The organism is Sphingomonas sp. P3_C5, assembly GCF_056402635.1.
Genome location: NZ_JBFUHA010000006.1, coordinates 201,886 through 222,614, shown reverse-complemented (window position 1 = coordinate 222,614; position 20,729 = coordinate 201,886). Strand labels below are relative to the sequence as shown.

Here is a 20,729-nt window from a genome sequence, read left to right as displayed (position 1 = left end):
ACCTGATGCCAAGCTTCCTCGATTTCGAAAAGCCGATCGCCGAGCTCCAGGGCCGGATCGACGAGCTCCGCGAGACCGCCGCCGACGGCGCGGTCGATATCGGCGCTGAGGTTGCCCGGCTCCAGGCCAAATCCGACAAGCTGTTGCGCGACACCTATACGCGGCTGACTCCCTGGCAGAAGACTCAGGTCGCCCGCCACGGCGAACGCCCGCACTTCAAGGATTATGTCGCCGGCCTGTTCGATGATTTCATGCCCCTCGCCGGAGACCGCGCCTTTAGCGACGATCAGGCGATCCTCGGCGGCTTCGCACGTTTCCGCGATCGCAAGATTCTGGTGATCGGCCATGAAAAGGGCGACGATACCGCCAGCCGGCTCCGTCACAATTTCGGCATGGGCAAGCCCGAAGGCTATCGCAAGGCGATTCGCCTGATGCACCTCGCTGACCGATTCGGCCTCCCGGTCGTCACCCTGGTCGACACGTCTGGCGCGTTTCCCGGCGTCCAGGCCGAGGAACGCGGCCAGGCCGAGGCCATCGCCCGCTCGACTGAAGCCTGTCTTGGGCTCGGCGTCCCGCTGATTTCGGCGGTGGTGGGTGAGGGCGGTTCAGGCGGGGCCATCGCGCTCGCCGCTGGCAACAAGGTGCTGATGTTCGAGCACGCCGTCTATTCGGTAATCTCGCCCGAAGGCTGCGCCTCGATTTTGTGGCGCACCGCCGACAAGGCGTCTGAGGCGGCCGAGGCGATGAAGGTCACCGCGCAGGATCTGAAAGGGCTGGGCGTCATCGATACGATCGTGCCCGAGCCGCTCGGCGGCGCCCACCGCGATCCGGCAAAGGCTATTGCAAGTCTCGGCGATGCGATTGACGGTGCGCTCGGCGAACTCGGCAATCAGGGGCCTGCCGAGCTGCGGCGCGGCCGTCGCGAAAAGTTCCTGGCGATCGGCCGGATCTAAGTTTCAGCGGGTTTGCGTCCAGAGGCAGAGGGAGCGGCGGGGTCCATCGGCCGTCGCTCCAGTTTTTCGGCAAGCTGGTAAAGCTTACGAAGCCTTCATATTGGACGAGACGTTCGTGAAGGTTGTCTTCAGTTTATTTCCAACGCCTTGCATCGCAGTGATTGCCGCGATGGCGATCAGCGCTGCGATCAGGCCATATTCGATTGCGGTAGCCCCACGGGTTTCGCGCAACAGGGTCAAAAACATCCTAAGCATATTACTACTCCCGGAACGAAAAAAGGGCGGCGGAACCGAAGTCCCGCCGCCCCTCTTTTCTCAGTAAGCTGTTTAGAGCTTACGAAGCCTTCATGTTCGACGAGACGTTCGTGAAGGTCGTCTTGAGCTGGTTGCCCAGGCCCTGCATGGCTGCGATGGCTGCGACGGCGATCAGAGCGGCGATCAGGCCGTACTCGATTGCGGTGGCGCCCTTGCTGTTCTTGATGAACTTGCGAATGGTCTGCATGTGGATCTCCATTGGTTCTAAAGCTTCAGTACCCGGCCGGTCCGGTGGAAAACCGGGCCAGCAGACTCGGTTTAGGGGAGCAGGGTTTAGAAAAACTTAAACCGATGAAAGATTCTTTGGAACAAATCAGCCGCCCGCGCGTGCGACCGCCATTTTCGTGTTCGTGTTTTGCCACAAGCCGATGGTGCTGTCAGCGACCTGCATGAAAGCAGCGATCATGGTAATTACGACAAGCGCCGCGATCAGGCCATATTCAATGGCCGTTCCGCCTCGTCGATTCTTCGCCAGCCGTCGTATAAATTTGATCATCATAAAATATCCGCCCCGTCCGGAAATTCCTGCCAAAAGCTTAAGCTCGTACCGTTAATGAATGGCGAAGACCGGGGAAGCGCTTGAAATGTCCGAAATAATGATGGTCGTCGCCGCTGCGCTGATTGATCGGGAGGGCCGAGTCCTCGTCCAGCGCAGGCCCGCGGGCAAGATGATGGCCGGGCTTTGGGAGTTTCCCGGCGGCAAGATCGAACCCGGCGAGACGCCCGAATTCGCCCTTGTCCGGGAGCTCGACGAGGAGCTTGGCATCACCATCGACGCAGCTCTTCTCAAGCCAGCCGCTTTCGCGAGCGAGCCGCTGGCCGGCCGCCACATGCTGTTATTGCTCTATATTTGTCGCAGCTGGGAAGGCTCGCCACGCGCGCTCGATGCCGAGGAGCTCCTCTGGTGCACGCCCGCATCGCTCCGCACGCTCGACATGCCACCGGCTGATCGCCCGCTGATCGGATTGCTGGAGGCGATATTATCGGTTGGATTCGCGGATGATTAGGGTGTCTCGCGCCATAGCCTTATAGCCGATTCGCGTATGGGGGAGATTGGGCGATGAAACGAGGATTCCTGGGCGGGCTGCTGCATGATCTGGAGGCGCCCATTGAGGCGCGTGGCTTCGGCACCGGCTGGTTCGCGGGCTTCTTTGCGCTGATATTCGCGATTGCCGGGCTGTGCTTCGTCGCGGCGCTCCGCTGGCCCGACTGGTTCGCAATGCCCCAGCTCGGCGCGGTGCGCGACTGGACCGGCTTCCGAGTCGTCATCCATCTCACCTTGCTCGCCGCTTATGGCCTTGCCCTGCTCAGCGTGTTGCTGCGGCCGCGCAAGGCGCTCGGCGCGACCGCTTTGGTGATCGCCCTGGTCGCCACATTGCTCGGTGGCGCGGCGGTGCAGCCGCACGAGTCTCATGCCTGGGGCATTTTCTTCGGCATCGATTTCTTCGCGCTCAACATGATCGCCACCGGCCTGATGTTCGCGCCGATCGAGCGCATCTTCCCGCATCGCCCGGCGCAGCGCCTGTTCCGGGCTGAATGGCGTGAGGACCTCTTTTACTATCTGGTCAGCTCGATGATGGTGCAGCTCATCACCTTCCTCGCGCTTGCGCCCTCGACCTTCATCATGGCCTCGACCAGCAATTTCGGCGCCTTCCGCGCGATGGTCGGTGGCCAACCCTGGTTCCTGCAGTTCGTCGAGGCGATGTTCCTGACCGATCTCGTGCAATATTGGTTCCACCGCGCCTTCCATCGCTGGCCATTCCTGTGGGGTTTCCACGCGGTCCATCATTCAGCGAAGTCGATGGACTGGCTGGCCGGCTCGCGGATGCACTTCGTCGAGATCATCCTGCTGCGCGGCGTAACCTCGCTGCCCTTGCTGACCCTCGGCTTCGCGCCCTCGGTGATGCAGGCCTATGTCGCGATGGTCTATATCTATGCGAGCCTGGTTCACGCCAATCTGCGCGGCAATTTCGATCAGCTCGGCCGCTTCCTCGTCATTCCGCGTTTCCATCACTGGCATCACGGCATCGAGGACATCGCGATCGACAAGAATTTCGCGATCCACTTCCCCTGGCTCGACCGGCTTTTCGGCACGCATTACCTGCCGCCCGGCGAGTGGCCGAGCGGCTATGGCGTGTCGGAAGACGTGCCGCGCGGCTACCGCGCCCAGCTCGCCTATCCGTTCCGGCGGAAGGCGGGGTAGGGCAGGGCTCATCGGATTCGGTCGTGTCCGATTCTGTAGCCGCCCGATTCTGTGCTAGTCAGCGCCAGGCCTCACAAGGGGCGAGATAGCCGGGGGGCGGACACATGGCGGGACGGCCTTCGCTGAAGATCCTGCGCGGCAAGGCCGGGGTGATCCTGCCCGGGCTGCTGGTGATACTGATCATGACGGCGCTACAGCTGATCGGCGTGCCCTCGATCGACCGGGCCGGGTCGCTGTTATTCGACAGCTATCAGCGGGCAAAGCCACGCCCCTATAGCGACGAGAACGTCAAGATCGTCGATATCGATGACGAGACGCTGCGCCGGCTTGGCCAATGGCCCTGGCCGCGGACTGATATCGCCCAGCTGACCAAACGGCTGACCGACGCCGGCGCACCCGCGATCGCCTTCGATATTGTCTTTTCGGAGAGCGATCGCACCTCGCCCGCCCGGCTTGCCGAGCGCCTGGCGCGCGACGGTGGCACGAAAGAGGTCGCCGCCGCGCTGGCGAAGCTGCCGGACAATGACGCGCTGTTGGCCGATACGTTCAGGCAATCCAACGTCACGCTCGCTTTCTTCCTGAGCCACGACCGCAAGGGCGGTCAGGTCGAGCCCAAAGCCGGCTTCGGCATTGTCGGCAGCACGCCGAAGACCGGGGAAGCCGACTATAATGGTGCGATCCAGCCACTGCCGGTGCTCAGGGAGGCTGTCAGCGGGCTTGGTTTTGTCAGCCTGCCTACGGATAGTGACGGCATTATTCGCAAGGCGCCGCTGATCTCGACCGAGAACGGACAGTTACTGCCGTCACTGTCGATCGAGGCTTTGCGCACAGCGTTCGGGCTACCTTCGATAAAGATCAAATCGAGCAACGGCAGCGGCGAATATTATGGTGACGGGTCGAACGTCGTGGCGCTTCAAGTGGGCGATGTGGAGGTGCCGACGACTTCGGCCGGCCAGCTCTTCATGTACTACACCGCGCCCCAGCCGGATCGCGTCGTGCCGGCCTGGAAGATCCTGACCGGAGCCATGTCGCCGGAAGAGCTGCGGCGGACTTTCGACAGGCACGTCGTGTTTATCGGCACGAGCGCCCAGGGCCTTTACGATCTCAAATCGACTCCGATCTCCCAAACCGAACTGGGCGTCGTGGTCCATGCGCAGGTGCTTGAGCAGATCGCCTCCGGCACCTTTCTGCGACAGCCTGATTGGGGCCCCGGCGTCGAGCGGGGTGCATTGGTGGTGCTCAGCCTGATCATGGCGTTTTCCCTGCCATGGCTTGGTGCAGCGCGCGGTGCCGTGCTGGGTCTGGTGATGGTCGGCGGCATGTTGGTGGGGAGTTGGGAGGCATTCAGCCAATCCCGATTGCTGCTCTATCCCACCTATCCGGTGATCGCGCTGATCCTGGTCTATCTGGTCGAGACCGCGCTCACTTATTATCGCGAGGAGCGCCAGCGCGCCTATATCCACCAGGCGTTCGACCGCTATCTTTCGCCCGAACTCGTCAAACGCATCGTCGATGATCCCGGTCAGCTGGAACTCGGCGGCGAAGAGCGCGAGATGACGGTGCTGTTCTGCGATATCCGCGGCTTCTCCCACATCTCGGAGAAGCTGACGCCGCAGGAGATCATTCAGTTCTTGATCTCCTTCCTCACGCCGATGTGCGACATCTTGCTCGCGCGGAAGGCGACGATCGACAAGTTCATCGGTGACGCTGTGCTTGCCTTCTGGAACGCGCCACTCGACGACCCCGATCAATATGCCAATGCCGCCCGCGGCGCGCTGGCGATGACGGCGCGGCTGCGCGCGATGAATGTCGAGATGCGCGACCAAACCGGCACGACCTGGCCGGGTGAGGTCAGCATCGGCATTGGCCTCAACGCCGGCCCGTGCTGCGTCGGCAATATGGGCTCGGCCCAGCGTCTCTCCTATTCGCTGATCGGCGACACGGTGAACCTCGCCTCGCGGATCGAGGGGATGACCAAATATTACGGCCTGCAGATTGCGATCGGCGAGGACCTGAGGCGCCACCTGCCGCAATTCGCGATCGTTTCGCTCGATCGCGTTCGGGTGGTAGGCCGCGAGGCGCCCGAGGAGATTTTCGGCCTGCTCGGCGACGAGAGCCTCGCCGAGACCGCCGATTTCCGGGATTTCGCGGCGAAGCACCAGACAATGCTCGATGCCTATCGCGCGCAGGATTGGGCGAAGGCGGGCGCGCTGGCGGAAGCGGGGCAGTCAAGCGCGGTGGGATACGGCCTGCGCAAATTCTACCTGCTGATGCACGACCGCATCGCCCATTTCGCCGCCAATCCGCCGGGGCCGGATTGGGACGGGGTGTTCTCGGCCACGGAGAAATAGCTTTGATCCTGCCTGCCGGCGCGCTCGTCGACGGCTCAGTCCGCGCCGCCATCGAGCGCCATGAGATCGGCAGTGGCGACCCGCTTGCTGCCGTTCGCGGCTATTGGCGGTCTGCCCGGAAGCGGTCATAAGATTAGCCGATCGACGCTGGAGTTCGGCTGTGAGCAAGCAGGCGCTCATTATTGTGGACATGCAGGAAGGCTTGTTCTCAACCCCGCGCCACGACACGGATGGCCTGATCATGCGGCTCAATGCGCTGTCCGCACGCTTCCGCGCCAGTCAGTCGCCTGTCATCTTCATCCAGCATTGCGGGCCTGATGGCGATCATCTTCATCCGTCGCAGCCTGGCTTTGCTATACACCACGATTTGGTCGCTAAGCCGGAAGACGTCGTTATCACGAAAGCATCCTGCGATGCCTTTCTGAACACGAACCTCGCCGCGAAGCTCGGCGAGCTTGAAGTGGGAGAGGTGATCGTCACTGGATGCGCCACAGACTTCTGCGTAGACACGACAATTCGCAGTGCGCTGGCTCTCGGATACCCGACCATTGTGCCGGAGGATGGCCATACCACTTTCGATCGGCCATATCTGTCTGCGGAAAAGATAATTGAGCATCACAATATGGTTTGGGCGAATTTCATCTCGCCCGCAGGATCGGCGCGTCTCAGTCGATGCGACGCTTTGGGCTAATGGCGGGCCGTGCTGCGTCGGCAATATGGGTTCGGCGCAGCGGCTTTCCTATTCGCTGATCGGCGACACGGTGAACCCGCCTCGCGAATCGAGGAATGACGAAATTACGACCTGCAGATCTTGGGAGAGCCTGAAGCAGACCCCTTTGAGGAAGCAAATTAGTCGGGCAAAGAGGGGCGATGAAGTTCTCTGAATATACGGCCCACGATGCCGTCGGCCTGGCTGCGCTGATCCGGCACGGTGAGGTGTCACCGCTTGAGGTCGTCAACGCAGCGATCGAGGGCATCGAGCGGTACGATCACGAGATCAACGCCGTCGTCTATCGCGCGTTCGATGAGGCGCGGGCGGCGGCGGTTGGGCCGCTGCCGGAAGGTCCGTTCACGGGTGTTCCATTCCTGGTGAAAGATTTGCTGCTGCAGGTGAGGGGTTGGCCGCGCACGTCGGGCAGCCGCTATGCCGCGAATGCGGGCTTCACGGACACCCAGGACAGTGGCCTGATGCGCCGCTACCGGGCGAGCGGGGTCGTCACCATGGGCAAGGCCAACCTGTCGGAGTTTGGGATCGCCGGCACGACCGAAGGCGCACTGTTCGGGCCATGTCGAAATCCATGGGACCTCGGCCACATCGTGGGCGGATCGTCAGGCGGTTCGGCGGCAGCGGTAGCGTCCGGCATGGTGCCGATGGCGCACGGCGGCGATGGCCTTGGCTCGATCCGGATCCCGGCCTCGTGCTGCGGCCTGGTCGGGCTGAAGGTGACGCGCGACCGCAACCCGCATTTGCCCGACGGCTATGATTTCGCCCAAGGCAATGTCGTCGAGCACGTGCTCACCCGCACTGTCCGCGATACCGCGGTGATGCTCGACGTGACCGGCAATCCGGAGCCGGGGTCGCCCTATGCCATCCCACCGAAGGAACGGCCTTATGCGGACGAAATCGGGCGCGATCCGGGACGGCTCCGCATCGCGTGGTCGGGCGAGACGCCGCTCGGAGGCGCGATTCATCCCGATGTGCAAGGCGTGCTCGAAGATACCGCACGATTGCTGGACGGGCTCGGCCATCACGTGGAGGAGCGTGCGCTCGGCACCAATATGCTTGGCGACTACCTCGCCAATCTGCCGCTTGCGGGCGCAAACTTCGCCGCCGGCATGAAGCGGATGATCGAGGCGATTGGGCGCGAGCCGGCAGCGGAAGAGCTGGAGCCGCTGACCTGGGCAGCGCTTATCGGCGCGCGTTCGGTGTCGGGTGTCGACGCACTCTACAGCGCGCAGGAACGCCGGATGCGAGCCCGAGCGACGCTTCGTTTTTTCGAGGATTGGGACGTGTTCCTATGCCCGGTGATGGGAACCCCGCCGCCCAGGATCGGCTATCTCGATCCGGTCAACGTGCCGGCGGCAGACATCCAGGCACGCAATGGCGAGGTCTTTCCCTTCGCCGCTCCGTTCAACTTCACTGGTCAGCCCTCAATCTCTCTGCCGCTCGGCCACTCCCGCGAGGGTTTACCAATCGGGATGATGTTCTCGGCGCGTTACGCCGACGAAGCGACACTGATCCGACTCGCAGCCCAGCTCGAGCAAGCTTGCCCATGGCAGGAAAAGCGACCGAAGCTCGGCGGGTGGATAAACGGTGAGCAAGCCTGACGACCCGATCAATTCGTGACAGTTGGCAGCGTGGCTGGGAATCGACCGAACCAGGCCGAGCTGCGGCTGCGGCAGAGGCTCGGAATGGTGGAAAGACGAAAGACGGCTTTTGATAGCTGAAAGGTGGAAGCGGACTGCCCTACCTACGGGAACGGCGCACCGTTTCTTGCTCAATGCCCGCATCATTGCATTGATAAAGGTCAAGCACGTCCGGCTCGTTGAAGGTCCTCTTGAACGTTCCAGTGACAAGGACAAATCGGTGGTTCAGTTCCGCTCTTCGATGCAGCAGATTGTCCCCCTCCGACAGAGTGATCACCTGAGCGCCGGTCCCGTCTCTGTGCTGAATAGCTTCCATGGAATCATACAGGCACCGTGAGTTGGTGCCGAGGTCGACAAAGCCGCCGATGGTGACCTTGCGACCGTCAAGCTCGGCAGCATGGGCCAGAGCGTTTGACGGGCTTAAGTAGCTTTCCGATTTTGCCCCCACCGGGGAAGCCACGGCCGTACCTGCCAACGCAATAAAGATTTTGTATCTTCGCATGGGCAGATCATAGGCCGTTCGCGGAGGTCCGCAATTAGGTGTTAGCGAACGACCGTTGAACGTCCACACATGGGCCGAAAGCCGGCAGACCGTTTTTACGAGTCTAGGGCCTAACGAGGCGGAGTCTTTTTTTGGAAAGCCGGGCTGCCGCCGATAAATGACTCTGACCTCCTTTTGTGGGCTTCTTGGTAAACGCCGGGGGAAGCGCCTGCTCAATTCAAATATTCCCGCACCGGGCCCATTCAGCCCCAATGGCACGCCCGACCCGCTACAAATCCGACTTCGCTCGCCAGGCCCGTCTCGGCTGCCGGCTCGGCCTGAACGATCGAGCCGATCCTGCGCTACGGCGCCGGCCAGGAGCCGCGCGTTCCGTTCCAATTGAAGCTCGTCCCCTTCTCCGCACAGGTGCCCTTGAGCGACTGTCCGTCCGTTGAATATACCAACTGGCAGGTGCCCGTCGCTCCGTCCGGTCTGAAGTAGGTGAATGTCAGCAGGCGGCCAGGAGGAAACGCGCCTTGAAGGCCGCCGGTCGAGCTGGCCAGCCCGCCGGGAGCAGAGATCTGGCCGACAATTCCCATCAGTTCATTATCCTGCCCGAAGGGGTTGAGCCCTTGACCCTGCGGGGACAAGATGAGGTTGGTGCGGGTCCCATCATCCGTTTGCATCTTCCAGGCGCCGCCGACCGTCACGCGCAGCGCCAGGGGCGGGCCCGAAGGCGTTGGCGGGGTCCTGCGCGGTCCGGTCGTCTTGATCGGTTTTACGGGCGCGGGCACGATCCAGGTCTTGCAGATCAGCCCCAGCGCATCGATCAGAGCGCCATGGTGGACCACAATGCCGATCGCGATCGCGCCACCGCCGCAGCCGACGTATTTTTCATATTTCTTGGCCCCTCGGCCAAGCAACGCCGCGGGACTGTCGTAATATGTATGCAAGAGCGGATTGCGGCAGTGGAAGCGAAAGGAGTGGACCAGGTTCACATTCGATACCTCGACGGTGATGCCTTCGACCGCCGTATTGGCAGGGCAGGCCGGGGTCTTCGCCGGATCTCCGCCAAACCCGAAGGTCGGCTCATAGTCCGTTCCCCATTTGCGCAAGACGATCGCCGCGCCGGAGGCCTGGCCGTTTACATAGGCCGTGCAGATCGGTGTAACTGTGTTGATGTCCTTGTTGCCCGAAAAGTGCATGCCGGTAAGCAGCGCGCCATCCGGGCATTGATCCTGATCGGAAGCCCCGCCTGCCCCCCCGACAACGTCCGTGTTGCCGATCTGTGCGGTGGCCGGCGAGATCGGCAACGTCAGAAAGAACACCGCGAGCAGACACAGCCTGATGACAAAGTGATGGATAAGCATCTTCGGCCGCTCCCGAGCTGTTGCTCAAAAATCGCCAACAAACCTCAATGCAGGCCGGATCTCATTACCTCGCGCTCGGCCATGAAACCTCGTCGACCATAACGTCGACGTTTCACCGGATCGACCCAGCTGTAATTCGACTCGAAGAACGGCCCTTGTACTAGTCGAATGTAACCCCGAGACGTGCGCCGCGATAGTCATTCGCGACATCGGTCATTTACCAATACAGAAAGCCTACAACGAAAATGGTCGATCCCGGCATAAGCAGTCATCGAGCCGTGAAAATCGAATAGCCGCTAGTGGGTCGGTAGCTGTCGTTCGCGCGAGAGCGGACGGGATCAGCGGCTATGCGCCTACATTCGGACGTTCAGCCAACTAGGTAGTGCCCCCGTAAATTGCCGTTCGTTCATAATAGGATCTGGCGTCCGAGAATGGGTGGGAAGCGGACATTCTGCCCTCGCGCTGCCCACGAATCTTCGCGCGTATTTATTGCATAGCGGGTACAGATCGACGTCATGAAACCCGACATTTCCGCCCGACTCGCATCGCTATTCGGGATGATTTCCGCCTGCGCGTTGGTGGCGTCGGCATCATCCGCTGCCGAGCAAGACGTGCAAAAGCGTATTCGCTCCGACATGGCGCTTGCGAAGGCATTTCGCGCGCGGTCGGCATGGCATCTGGTCGTGACGCAAGGGCCGCCGGTCGACGAGGCCAGCGGGGCTGACCTCGGCCCCTCGCCCGGCGCGGTGACATTGTGTCTGCGAAAAGCAGTCGGCGATCGCTGCGATCCTGGGCTGCGTGCCGATCCATCGCCTGCAGACTCGGGAAAATCGCATTTCCTCGACGAATCGCGGCTGGTCTATCCGCGTGGTAAGTCGGAGTCCCCGCTATTGCTGTTGCGCACCGCGACACTAGCCATGTTTAACGGCGATCAGGGCGAATTTACGCAGTTGTTCGCCTATCGCTCCGCGTCGGATCGGTTCGAACAAATCTATCGGTTCGTCACGTCGCACAACAATAATCAGGAAGTCCGCTTCGTCGCGTCGGGGCCGCTAGCGGGCAGTATGATCTCGGCCGATCCGACCGGCGGCGCGCCGTTCGGTTATTGGGTCACGGTCAGCCGGCTGGATCGCGGCTACCGCTATCGCCAGGTGCTGCGCTACCGGAGCGCGACGCGCTATGCCGACGGCAACAGGCTGGCTGTGATCGATTCAGAGATGCCTAACATCCAGCAGCGACTGGGCCTGTGGAAGCCTGGTGCGGCGATGCCGCTTCCGACCCATTGCCCCCACCCGCGACTGATACACACCGCGCTATGGTGCAACTGAGTTCCAGGTAGGGATGAAGGGACCTTCGCTGGCCGCAGAAACGGCGAAGCCAGCTGGTCCCTGCGGCTAACCTGCCGTTTTCGATCACGCGTCTGATGTCCGCAATTGGGCGAAAGCCGGCAGACCGCTTCTATGAGTCTACGGCCTAACGAGGCGGAGTCATTTTTGGCAAGCCGGGCTGCCGCCGATAAATGACTCTGACCGCCTTTTGTGAGCTTCTAGGTAAACGCGGGGGAAGCGCCTGCTCAATTCAAATATTCCCGCGCCGAGCCCATCCAGCCCCCATGGCACGCCCGACCCGCTACAAATCCGATTTCGCTCGCCAGGCCCGTCTCGGCTGCCGGCTCGGCATGGACAATGCCGATCTCGCCCGCCTTTTCTCGGTCAGCCCCGCGACCCTGTATCGCTGGCTCGAGCAATATCTGGAATTCGCCACCGCAGCGGCAGTCGGCAAGGCTGAGTCCGCCCATCCGATTCAGAAGTCCCTGTACCGCCGCGCGATCGGCGGCGACTATTTCGTTGAGCGCGTGTTCATGCCGCGTGGCGCTGGCAAGCCGGTCGTCGCGCGATATCGCCGCCATGTTCTCGCTGATCCGAAGGCGGGGTTTTGCTGGCTGCGCAACCGCTGCCCGGCGAAATGGCGCGTCAATGCCCCGACGTCCGTTCGCACCGAAGCATCTCGCCCGGAGGCGCTACGAAAGGAGATAGCATCCCGGATCGATTCTCATAACCATAAGAGAATTGCGACCCTGTTTGTCACTGTGGTGACTAACGTGATGCGCCTAATTCTGAGATTGAAGTCGGGATTGGGTGCGCCGCACAGCATGATATTGGATGAGTCCGCCGCGGCCATGGCGAAAACGCAGGATCACATTGGGTCCCAAAAACCCCTCTATACTGGTGGCGCTTGCCGACGGCTTCTTGGTTTTACTTCCGAGATCAGGCTGGCTCTACACCAATGCCTCGCCCCGCTACGCGCCGGGCACCCCGAGCGTCCGAGCTTCGGCCAGCAACTGAGCCTTGGCGCCTGGATTGGCCGCAATCGCCGCCTTCAGCGCGGCACTCGCCTTGGCCGGCTCGCCCAACGTCACGCGGCTCCGCATCAGCATGATCCAGCCTTCGACATTGGCAGGGTTGGCCTGAAGCTTGGCCTCGAGCTTCCCGACCATCCCCTGGATCATCGCATTCTGCTGGTCGGCGGAGAGCGAAGCGGCGGCACGCATCTGGTCGGGGCTCGGTCCGGGGATCGCGGCGCCCGCGATCGAGGCGTCGGGGATGACGGAGTGGGCGGTCGTCTGCGTGACGGCGGCAAGCTGCGGGGCGACATTGATATGGTTGATCCGGCCGACCTGCTCGATCGTCCGGCGCAGATCATTCTCCCACGGCGCACCCGGCGGCGTGTCGCGGAGCAGGGCGAGCCAGTCGTCGATCGCGCCCCGATGGTCCTTGGCGAGGTCGCGCGCCACGGCCAGGAAATAGCGCGCCCGCGGCTCCTTCGGATTGATTGCCACGGCCTTGCGGAAGGCCGCCACCGCGTCGGCCGGCATCGGATCGCTGGTGGCACTGGTCCGCGCCTCGCCGAGCGCGGACCAGATATCCGCGCGCTGCGGCGCAAGCTGTGTCCCATGTTCGTACGTAGCGACGGCACCCTTATAGTCGCCCGCGTCGAATTGCGCCTGGGCGAGCGCGAGCCAGGCCTCGACATTCGCCGGCTCGGCGCGCGTTCGTTCCTGCAAGGATTCGAGCGTCGCCGGCTGGTTCGGGGCCGGCGTCGCAGGCGGCTGAGCAGCACTTTTCTCCGAGCTTGCGCTGCGCAGCGCAGCAAAGGAGATCGCGCCGACCAGCACCATTGCGGCGACGACCAACACAATCAGCCCGGTCCTTGACGAATGCTTGGCCGATTCCATCACGAGTCCCCGTCTATACTGTGGTTCTGGCTGGCGCCCCGGCCCGTACATGCTATCGTGCAAGGGCAGGCGGCAAGCGCAATCCCCACCGGATGCGCGCAACCGCTCCCGGGGCAAGGGGACTAAGCGTGACCGATCGTGTCCGCATCGCGATCATCGGCTCGGGTCCGGCAGGGCTGAGCGCGGCCGCGCGCGCCGCCCAGCTCAAGCTGTCCCATATCCTGCTTGAAAAGACCGATCACCTCTCGGACACGATCTACAAATACCAGAAGGGCAAGCATGTGATGGCGACGCCCAGCCAGCTCGTGCTCCGCTCCGATATGGCGTTCGACGCCGGCAAGCGCGAGGCGATCCTCGGCACCTGGGACAAGCTCGCCGCCAGCACCGGCATCAATGTCCGCTATCGCAGCGAGGTCAAGGCGATCGAAGGCGAGCGCGGTGCCTTTCGCATCACCCTGACTGACGGCGCGGTGGTCGAGGCCGAGACGGTGGTGCTGGCGATCGGCACCCAGGGCAACCCAAACCTGATGCGCTGTCCCGGCTCGGCCATGTCGCACGTCCAGTATCAGCTCGACGATCCCGGCGAGTATATCGATGAGCATATTACCGTGATCGGCTCGGGCGATGCCGGCATCGAGAATGCGCTCGGCCTCATCGCTGATCCCGCGCAGGGCAATGTGGTCACAATCCTGAACCGCTCGGCCGATTTTGCGCGCGCCAAGAGCGCCAATGTCAAATTGCTCAACGAGGCGGCCGAGCAGGGACGGATCACCATCCGGCTGGAAACCACCCCCGCCGAAGTCCGTACGGGTGAGCTGCAGCTGCTGCTCGAGACCCGTGACGGCCAAGAGACGATCCGCTGCGACCGGATCATCGCCCGCATGGGCTCAGCCGCGCCACGCGCCTTTGTCGAAGCCTGCGGCATCGAGTTCAGCAGCAGTGATCGCGAGGCTTTCCCCAAGCTCTCCTCGACCTTCGAATCGACCAAGCCCGGCATCTTCGTGATCGGCGCGCTCGCCGGCTATCCGCTGATCAAGCACTGCATGAACCAGGGCTATGACGTCGTCGAGTTCATCAACGGCAACACCACGCTGAAGCCCGCTGACGAACCGATCCTCGCCGCCAAATTCGCCCGCTTCAAGGCGAGCCGCTCAGTCGATCGATGGCTCGAGATGCTCCGCCAGAATGTCATGGTCCTGAACGAGCTCTCGGCGCTCCAGATGCGCGAGTTCATGCTCGATTCCGAGGTGCGCTCCTACAAGGCGGGGGAAGTCATATTCGAGCGCGCCGATCCCGGGTCGTCCTTGTTCGCGATTGCGCAGGGAACCGCCCTGGTCCAGGTCGACAAGGACAATCCAGCGATCACCGTTCCGATCGAGCAGGGCTCGATCTTCGGCGAGGTTGGCCTGATCTCGGGCCGGCGGCGTGGCGCGACCGTGCGCGCCGGCACAGACATGATCGCGGTCGAGGTCTCGCGCACCGCCGCCCTCAAACTGATGGCCTCGGTCCCAGCCGCGAAGCGCGCCGTCACCCGCATCTCGGTCGAGCGGCAATTGCTTCAGCTGTTCGGCTCGGGCCTCACCTCGGCCGATCTCGGCGAGCTTCTCGACGCGTCCGAGATCGAGATCGTCCCGGCCGGCCGCGCGATCCTTACTGAGGGCGACACCGGCGAGGACATCTACGTCATTCGCGTCGGCAGCATGATCGTCGAGAAGAATGTCGGCGGGAAGCCGGTCTTCCTCTCCTACCTTCCCGCCGGCTCCTATGTCGGCGAAATGGCGCTGATCGGCGGCGGCAGGCGTACCGCGACCGTCAAGGCGGCGGTCAAATCCGAGGTGATCCGGCTTCCCGGCGCCGCGTTCCGCCGGCTGCTCGAGGCCAAGCCGCGCCTGCTCGAAAAGGCCCGCGCTGACATGGCGCAGCGCCAGAACATCAACGCCTTTGTCGAAAGCCGGAAGGACAGCTTTTCCGGCGTGGTCGACATGTATTCGCAGACCGCGACATTCCTCGTCGAGAACGGCATCGGCGAGGCGACCGATGTGCTGCTGATCGACGAGAATCTCTGCGTCGGCTGCGACAATTGCGAAAAGGCCTGCGCCGACAGCCATGAAGGCCTGTCGCGGCTCGATCGCGAGGCCGGGCGCACCTATGCCCATCTCCACGTGCCGACCAGCTGCCGCCACTGCGAGCACCCGCACTGCATGGCCGATTGCCCGCCCAATGCGATCCATCGCGGGCCGGACGGCGAGGTGGTGATCGACGATACCTGCATCGGCTGCGGCAATTGCCAGCGCAATTGTCCGTACGGCGTGATCCGCATGGACAGCGTCCCGCCTAAAAAGCCGGGCTTGCTCAGCTGGATGCTCCTCGGCGTGGGTCCAGGGCCGGGCGAGCCGTCCAAAAAATGGCGCTACAAAAACACCAAGGCTGGCGTCGAGAAGCCCAAGAAAGCCATCAAGTGCGACATGTGCTCCGGCATTGACGGCGGTCCGGCCTGTGTCCGCGCCTGCCCGACCGGTGCGGCGATCCGCGTCTCACCCGAGAATTTCCTCAGCGTCGCACGCCTCGAAGAGGAAACCGGGTCATAGCCAGCCGTGCCTCCCGCGGGCCGGTACGGGCAGGCGAGCGTGGTGCGCTGCACGAGGGATTCCTGCGCCATAAGCGGTTCCGCTGGCTGAAGGTCGCGCTATCGATCAGCGCCTTCGCGACCCTCGTCTATCTCTTGATCGACCACACCCCGCGGCCCTTTGGCGCGTCCTGGTACGGCTATACGCTCGGCACTATCGGCGTGCTGCTGATCCTCTGGCTGACCCTGCTCGGTATCCGCAAGCGCGCGATGACGCCGGGCCGCTGGTCGCTGAAAGCCTGGACCAGCGCCCATGTCTATCTTGGCCTGAGCCTGATCGTGATCGCGACGCTCCACACCGGCTTCCAGTTCGGCTGGAACGTCCACACGGCCGCCTATACGCTGATGATGCTGGTGATCGTCTCGGGGATTTACGGCATTGCGATGTATGTCGCCGTCCCCGCCGCGCTCAGCAACAATCGCGAGGAGATGACCCAGACCCAGATGGTCGATGCATTGCGAGCGCTCGATCGCCAGCTCCATGATGCCGCCCAGCCGCTCAACCAATATCAGGCCGACCTCGTACAGGCCTCGCTGGTACAGGACCCGTTCGGCGGCGGGCTGATCGCACGTCTTTCGGGCCGATACCCGCGCTGCGCCACCCAGCGCACCTTCGATACGATCCGCGAGCGGACCGGCCCGCAGCCTGATCTCGGCGACGATCCGCTTGAACGCATCGATGCCCTGCTCGAACGCAAGATCGCGATGCTCGCCCAGCTCCGCCGGCATTTGCGGCTGCGCGCGATGCTCGAAATCTGGCTCTATGTGCATGTGCCCGCCACCTTCGCGCTGATCGCGGCGCTGACGGCGCACATCATCAGCGTCTTCTTCTACTGGTGAGGCGGGCGCGATGACCTTCCTCGTCAAGCAGGTGAGCTACACCGCGGACCACCGCGAGATCGTCCGCGCGACCAACTTCGATCAGCCGAGCCTGACCGTCGGCCGCGCCGCCGAGAATGACATCTCGCTGCCCGACCTCAGCGTCGAGCCGCGTCATGCCAGGATCGAGCAGCGCGACGATCGCCGCATCGCCGTGATCGCCACCAGCACGCGCGGCTTCGAGGTCGACGGGCGCACGATGCACCGCACCGAGATCAACGCCGCCAAGGGCGCCGAGCTCGGTTTCGGCGGCCACCGCATCACCGTGATGCGTGACGGGGAGGGGCACGTCGTGCTCACCGTCTCGCGGGTCGGCGCTGTTTCGGACACAGCCGGCGAGCGCGACGAGGTTGGCGATTATTCGCTGACGCGCCTGCTCCCCGGCAAGCGCATGACCGCCTGGCTGCTCGTGATCGCGGTGCTGATCGGCTTCCTCGCGCTGCCGATCTGGAGTTTCGTCCAGCGCGATCGGCCCGATCATCGCAACATCTATGCGCTGAAGGCGGATCATGTCTGGACGAGCGGACCCCTGAGCAACGCGCACCACGCGCTCGAAGCCAATTGCACCGCCTGCCATGCCGAGGCATTCGTCTCGGTCCGCGACGATTCGTGTCGCGCCTGCCACAAGACCGTCCATGATCACGCACCGCCAACGCGCCTTGCCGGCGCGCGCGACCAGCCGGGGTTCGGCGGGCGCATCCTCGCCAGCGTCGCGAAGACCTTCAACAAGCCGGGCCCCGGCGCCTGTGTCGACTGCCACCGCGAGCATCAGGGCGCCGGCCCAATGGCGGCGACGCCCCAGGCATTCTGCTCCGATTGCCATGCGACGCTGAAGGCACGGCTGGCCGATACGAAGCTCGGCAATGCCGGCGATTTCGGCACCTCGCATCCGCAATTCCAGCCGATTGTCGCGGTGGTGCCCGGCGCCAAGCCGGGGTTGCAGCGCATGTCGCTCGATCACCCGGGCGCTGAGGAGAATGGCCTCAAATTCCCGCACAAGCTGCATCTCGATGCGCTTGGCGGCGTCGCGAAGATGGCGCAGACGCTGAAGGGGCGATCCGGCTTCGGTGATGCGCTGGCCTGCGCCGATTGCCACACCCCGACAGCCGACGGCACGCGGTTCCTGCCCATCACGATGGAGCGCAATTGCCAGATGTGCCACAGCCTCGGCTTCGACCAGATCGGCGGCACCATCCGCACGCTCCGCCACGGAGACGTGCCGCAGGTCATCGCCGATCTGCGCGCCATGTACCGATCGACCAGCCCGCCGCGCCCGCCCGAACTCGGCAGCGCGCGCCGCCGCCCCGGCGTCTACGCCCAGGGTCAGGTCTATCACGCCTATTTCGGCGCGGTCGCAATGCGCCCCGGAAGCGCAGACGCCGCGATCAACGCTATCTTTAGCAAGGGCGGCGCCTGTTATGATTGCCATGTCGTCACGCCGCCCGGCGCAGGCGGGGCGGCCAGTTGGACGGTGCTGCCCGTCAACCAGCCGATGCGCTACATGATGCATGGCTGGTTCGATCACGCTGCCCACAAGACCGAAAAATGCGAGACCTGCCACACCGCGCGGCAATCCGCCTCAGCTCAGGATCTGCTGCTGCCCGGCATCAAGACCTGCCGCACCTGCCATGGTGGCGAAAATGCCAGCGCTCCGGTGCCCTCGTCCTGCGCGATGTGCCACAGCTATCATGCCGATACCAACGCACCATGGGTTCCCGCAAAGTCGCGGCGCGTCCGGGGGCTTCCATCAGTCGTAGCTGCCCGAGGTCGCGACAAACCAGAATAGAGGGGGGATCATGCTGATCGCACAGATCACCGACGTCCATCTCGGGTTCGAGCCGGACAATCCGGACGAACTGAACCGCAAGCGCCTCGATTTGGTGCTTGCCGAGCTGATCGAGGGTCGCAACCGCCCCGATCTGATGCTCGTCACCGGCGACCTCGCCGACAAGGGCGATGTCGAGAGCTATCGGCGCGTAGCAGAGGCGCTGAAACGCTGCCCTTTCCCGGTCTACCCCGCGCTGGGCAACCACGACAATCGCGCCAACTTCGCAAGCGTCTTCCCGCAAGTGCCGATGACCTCGGGCTTCGCGCAATATTGCCTCGGGCTTGATGGGCTGCGGGTGATCGTCCTCGATACGCTGGAAGTAGGGCGCCACGGCGGCGGCTTTTGCGAAGTGCGCGCTGCCTGGCTCCGCGCCCGGCTCGCCGAGCACCGCGACACGCCGACGATGATCGTCATGCATCATCCCCCGCTGGGCGTCGGGATCGACTGGATGGACACCCATCCGGACCAGCCATGGGTGCAGCGCTTCACGGCCGCGATCGCCGGGCATCGCCAGATCCAGTCGATCTGGTGCGGCCATCTCCATCGCCCGATTGTCGCGCCGTGGAAGGGCATCACCGTCAGCGTCTGCCCCGCCACCGCCGCCGAGCTGTCGCTCGATCTCAACCTGATCGACCCGGAAGCCCCAGACGACCGCCCAATGGTGAACGCCGATCCGCCCGGCTACGCGCTCCACCGCTGGACCCGACACGGCATGGTCACCCATTTCGACGCGGTGCAGGAACATGTCCTGCTCGCGAAGTTCGATGAGAGCATGCAGCCGCTGGTGCGGCACATGTTCGAGGAGCGCGCGGTGTGAGCGCCGCAGACTAGCGGCTGGGAGCGGGATTCATCATTGGTTTGCCTGGCACGAAAATGGGAGTTGGCGCGTGTTTAGGAGCGTCGCTGTCGTCGAGATCGTCTTCGGAGCTGTCGCCGAATTCAGGCGTCGTCCCATCGCCCAACATTACCTCGCGGCCGGGCGAGGTACCGATATAATCTGGCGTCTGCCTGAAATGTTGCCCCGCGTCCGCCATTGTCGTCGTATCGGTCCGCGGCGAGGCTGCGGTCGCGGTCGAATGATTCACCGAGTGCACAGAACCCGCGGCAAAGGCTAGACGCACGATGACGACCGCGACGAAGACGACTGCCGACAGGCCCCTGTTCCGCATTATTGGCGCCTCCCCCGAGCCGAATCGAACGGCGAATCTGCGGCGCAAACCTTGCCGTCCGGTAAATGCGCGGGAAATTCCTTCGACGTCGTCCGCCCGGCCGTCAGCACTTTCGAACTGATTTGACTCGGCATCGGCGCTCTAACTAGGGTGTGGGTGTTCGATCGGGGCACATCGGCACAATGCCGAAAGGGCTAGGCCCGCCCGCTGAAACCTTCAGCCGGGAATCTCCCATGGCGACAATCGAAACCTATCGCAAACAGGCCAAATTGCTCGTGCGCTGGCACCGCGAGGGCAATTATTCCGTCGGCGGAAAGCTCCGTCTGCTCGAGCGCTACCGCAATCTCACTGACCGCGAGATCCTCGACAAACCGTTGCCCCTCACGCTCGCGCAGGAGGTTGTTGCGGTGGAAGCGGGGTTCGCGAACTGGGCTGCACTCAAGGCCGAAGCAGCGGAAGCCGTGGCAACACCACGCGCCGACCCTGGTGTCCCAGTCTTGGCTGGGGTCATCCCGATTCTGTTCGTCCGCGATGTTGCCTCTTCAGCGGAGTTCTACCGCGAGAAGCTCGGCTTCGAAATCGACTTTCTCCACGGCAAACCGGCTTTTTATGGTGCGGTCAGTCGTGACGGCGCCTGTCTTCACTTGCGCTTCGTCCACCGCCCCAACTTCGCTGATCTCGCCGCACATGAGCAGTCGTTGATCCTCGCGACGATCAACGTCAGCAATGTCAGGGCGCTCTTCGAGGAATTCAAAGTCCGCGGCGTCGAGTTTTCGCAGGGCCTGCTGAAGCAAGCCTGGGGCGGCACGGATTTCCACGTCCGCGATCCCGACGGGAATGTGATCTCTTTCGTGCAATTTTAGGCGTCAGGCGTTGTGGGCGATTCAACCGCAACCCGAATCATAGCACTGTGCAAACCGGACGGAGCGTAAACCTCCGACTCAGCTCCTTC

The 20,729-nt window shown here is 63.2% G+C and carries 21 protein-coding genes; 13 read left to right on the top strand and 8 right to left on the bottom strand.

The features are described 5' to 3' along the window. Positions 1–5 precede the first annotated feature (5 nt). Positions 6–953, top strand: coding sequence for an acetyl-CoA carboxylase carboxyltransferase subunit alpha (locus tag AC1DVS_RS16570; RefSeq protein ID WP_478024835.1), 948 nt, complete (start codon positions 6–8; stop codon positions 951–953). A gap of 84 nt (positions 954–1,037) precedes the next feature. Here AC1DVS_RS16570 and AC1DVS_RS16565 read toward each other — a convergent pair whose 3' ends face one another. The 3 genes from AC1DVS_RS16565 to AC1DVS_RS16555 all read right to left on the bottom strand — a co-directional run bounded on the left by AC1DVS_RS16565 (position 1,038) and on the right by AC1DVS_RS16555 (position 1,767). Then, entirely contained in the window at positions 1,038–1,199 is a 162-nt protein-coding gene (locus AC1DVS_RS16565; protein WP_478025084.1) for a Flp family type IVb pilin, read from the bottom strand. Positions 1,200–1,287: 88 nt separating this feature from the next. After that, positions 1,288–1,455 carry a Flp family type IVb pilin gene (locus AC1DVS_RS16560; RefSeq protein WP_272626647.1) on the bottom strand — a complete coding sequence of 56 codons (168 nt, stop codon included), beginning with the start codon at positions 1,453–1,455 and terminating at the stop codon, positions 1,288–1,290. A gap of 126 nt (positions 1,456–1,581) precedes the next feature. Next, complete coding sequence (locus tag AC1DVS_RS16555; protein WP_478024833.1) at positions 1,582–1,767, bottom strand: Flp family type IVb pilin; 186 nt, start codon at positions 1,765–1,767, stop codon at positions 1,582–1,584. A 58-nt stretch (positions 1,768–1,825) separates the two neighbouring features. Between AC1DVS_RS16555 and AC1DVS_RS16550 the strand changes: the two genes are divergently transcribed. From AC1DVS_RS16550 to AC1DVS_RS16525, 6 genes are all read left to right on the top strand, one after another. Beyond that, positions 1,826–2,275 (top strand): (deoxy)nucleoside triphosphate pyrophosphohydrolase, encoded by a 450-nt coding sequence (locus AC1DVS_RS16550; RefSeq protein WP_478024831.1) that lies wholly within the window; start codon positions 1,826–1,828, stop codon positions 2,273–2,275. 53 nt (positions 2,276–2,328) lie between these two features. Next, entirely contained in the window at positions 2,329–3,471 is a 1,143-nt protein-coding gene (locus AC1DVS_RS16545) for a sterol desaturase family protein (RefSeq protein ID WP_478024829.1), read from the top strand. A gap of 104 nt (positions 3,472–3,575) precedes the next feature. Beyond that, positions 3,576–5,822 carry a CHASE2 domain-containing protein gene (locus AC1DVS_RS16540; protein ID WP_478024827.1) on the top strand — a complete coding sequence of 749 codons (2,247 nt, stop codon included), beginning with the start codon at positions 3,576–3,578 and terminating at the stop codon, positions 5,820–5,822. 2 nt (positions 5,823–5,824) lie between these two features. Then, positions 5,825–5,953 (top strand): hypothetical protein, encoded by a 129-nt coding sequence (locus AC1DVS_RS16535; protein WP_478024825.1) that lies wholly within the window; start codon positions 5,825–5,827, stop codon positions 5,951–5,953. Positions 5,954–5,982: 29 nt separating this feature from the next. Continuing rightward, complete coding sequence (locus AC1DVS_RS16530) at positions 5,983–6,513, top strand: cysteine hydrolase family protein (RefSeq protein ID WP_478024823.1); 531 nt, start codon at positions 5,983–5,985, stop codon at positions 6,511–6,513. 179 nt (positions 6,514–6,692) lie between these two features. After that, entirely contained in the window at positions 6,693–8,150 is a 1,458-nt protein-coding gene (locus AC1DVS_RS16525; RefSeq protein ID WP_478024821.1) for an amidase, read from the top strand. A 139-nt stretch (positions 8,151–8,289) separates the two neighbouring features. Here the strand turns inward: AC1DVS_RS16525 and AC1DVS_RS16520 are convergent, their stop codons facing one another. Together AC1DVS_RS16520 and AC1DVS_RS16515 are read right to left on the bottom strand one after the other, a co-directional pair. Beyond that, positions 8,290–8,691, bottom strand: coding sequence for a hypothetical protein (locus tag AC1DVS_RS16520; RefSeq protein ID WP_478024819.1), 402 nt, complete (start codon positions 8,689–8,691; stop codon positions 8,290–8,292). 341 nt (positions 8,692–9,032) lie between these two features. Then, positions 9,033–10,040: a hypothetical protein gene (locus tag AC1DVS_RS16515; RefSeq protein ID WP_478024817.1), complete on the bottom strand. Its 1,008-nt coding sequence runs from the start codon at positions 10,038–10,040 to the stop codon at positions 9,033–9,035. A gap of 611 nt (positions 10,041–10,651) precedes the next feature. Between AC1DVS_RS16515 and AC1DVS_RS16510 the strand changes: the two genes are divergently transcribed. Further along, positions 10,652–11,368, top strand: a complete 717-nt coding sequence (locus tag AC1DVS_RS16510; protein WP_478024815.1) for a hypothetical protein — start codon at positions 10,652–10,654, stop codon at positions 11,366–11,368. A gap of 245 nt (positions 11,369–11,613) precedes the next feature. Here the strand turns inward: AC1DVS_RS16510 and AC1DVS_RS16505 are convergent, their stop codons facing one another. Next, a complete protein-coding gene (locus AC1DVS_RS16505) occupies positions 11,614–11,949 on the bottom strand; it encodes a hypothetical protein (RefSeq protein ID WP_478024813.1) in 336 nt (111 codons plus the stop codon). Positions 11,950–12,339: 390 nt separating this feature from the next. Next, a complete protein-coding gene (locus tag AC1DVS_RS16500; protein ID WP_478024811.1) occupies positions 12,340–13,275 on the bottom strand; it encodes a tetratricopeptide repeat protein in 936 nt (311 codons plus the stop codon). Positions 13,276–13,367: 92 nt separating this feature from the next. Here AC1DVS_RS16500 and AC1DVS_RS16495 point away from each other — a divergent pair, with 92 nt between their 5' ends. The 4 genes from AC1DVS_RS16495 to AC1DVS_RS16480 are packed head-to-tail and all read left to right on the top strand — an operon-like array spanning position 13,368 to position 19,425. Further along, positions 13,368–15,863, top strand: a complete 2,496-nt coding sequence (locus AC1DVS_RS16495) for an NAD(P)-binding domain-containing protein (protein WP_478024809.1) — start codon at positions 13,368–13,370, stop codon at positions 15,861–15,863. Next, positions 15,860–16,741 carry a hypothetical protein gene (locus tag AC1DVS_RS16490; protein ID WP_478025082.1) on the top strand — a complete coding sequence of 294 codons (882 nt, stop codon included), beginning with the start codon at positions 15,860–15,862 and terminating at the stop codon, positions 16,739–16,741. The genes AC1DVS_RS16495 and AC1DVS_RS16490 overlap by 4 nt, the downstream gene beginning before the upstream one ends. A gap of 10 nt (positions 16,742–16,751) precedes the next feature. Further along, positions 16,752–18,566: a cytochrome c3 family protein gene (locus AC1DVS_RS16485; protein WP_478024807.1), complete on the top strand. Its 1,815-nt coding sequence runs from the start codon at positions 16,752–16,754 to the stop codon at positions 18,564–18,566. A 10-nt stretch (positions 18,567–18,576) separates the two neighbouring features. Next, positions 18,577–19,425, top strand: a complete 849-nt coding sequence (locus AC1DVS_RS16480) for a phosphodiesterase (RefSeq protein WP_478024805.1) — start codon at positions 18,577–18,579, stop codon at positions 19,423–19,425. Positions 19,426–19,435: 10 nt separating this feature from the next. On the opposite strand, the gene AC1DVS_RS16475 is transcribed toward AC1DVS_RS16480, so the two are convergent. Further along, positions 19,436–19,777 (bottom strand): hypothetical protein, encoded by a 342-nt coding sequence (locus AC1DVS_RS16475; protein WP_478024803.1) that lies wholly within the window; start codon positions 19,775–19,777, stop codon positions 19,436–19,438. A 275-nt stretch (positions 19,778–20,052) separates the two neighbouring features. Between AC1DVS_RS16475 and AC1DVS_RS16470 the strand changes: the two genes are divergently transcribed. After that, positions 20,053–20,640 carry a glyoxalase superfamily protein gene (locus AC1DVS_RS16470; RefSeq protein WP_478025080.1) on the top strand — a complete coding sequence of 196 codons (588 nt, stop codon included), beginning with the start codon at positions 20,053–20,055 and terminating at the stop codon, positions 20,638–20,640. The last annotated feature ends 89 nt before the right edge of the window (positions 20,641–20,729 follow it).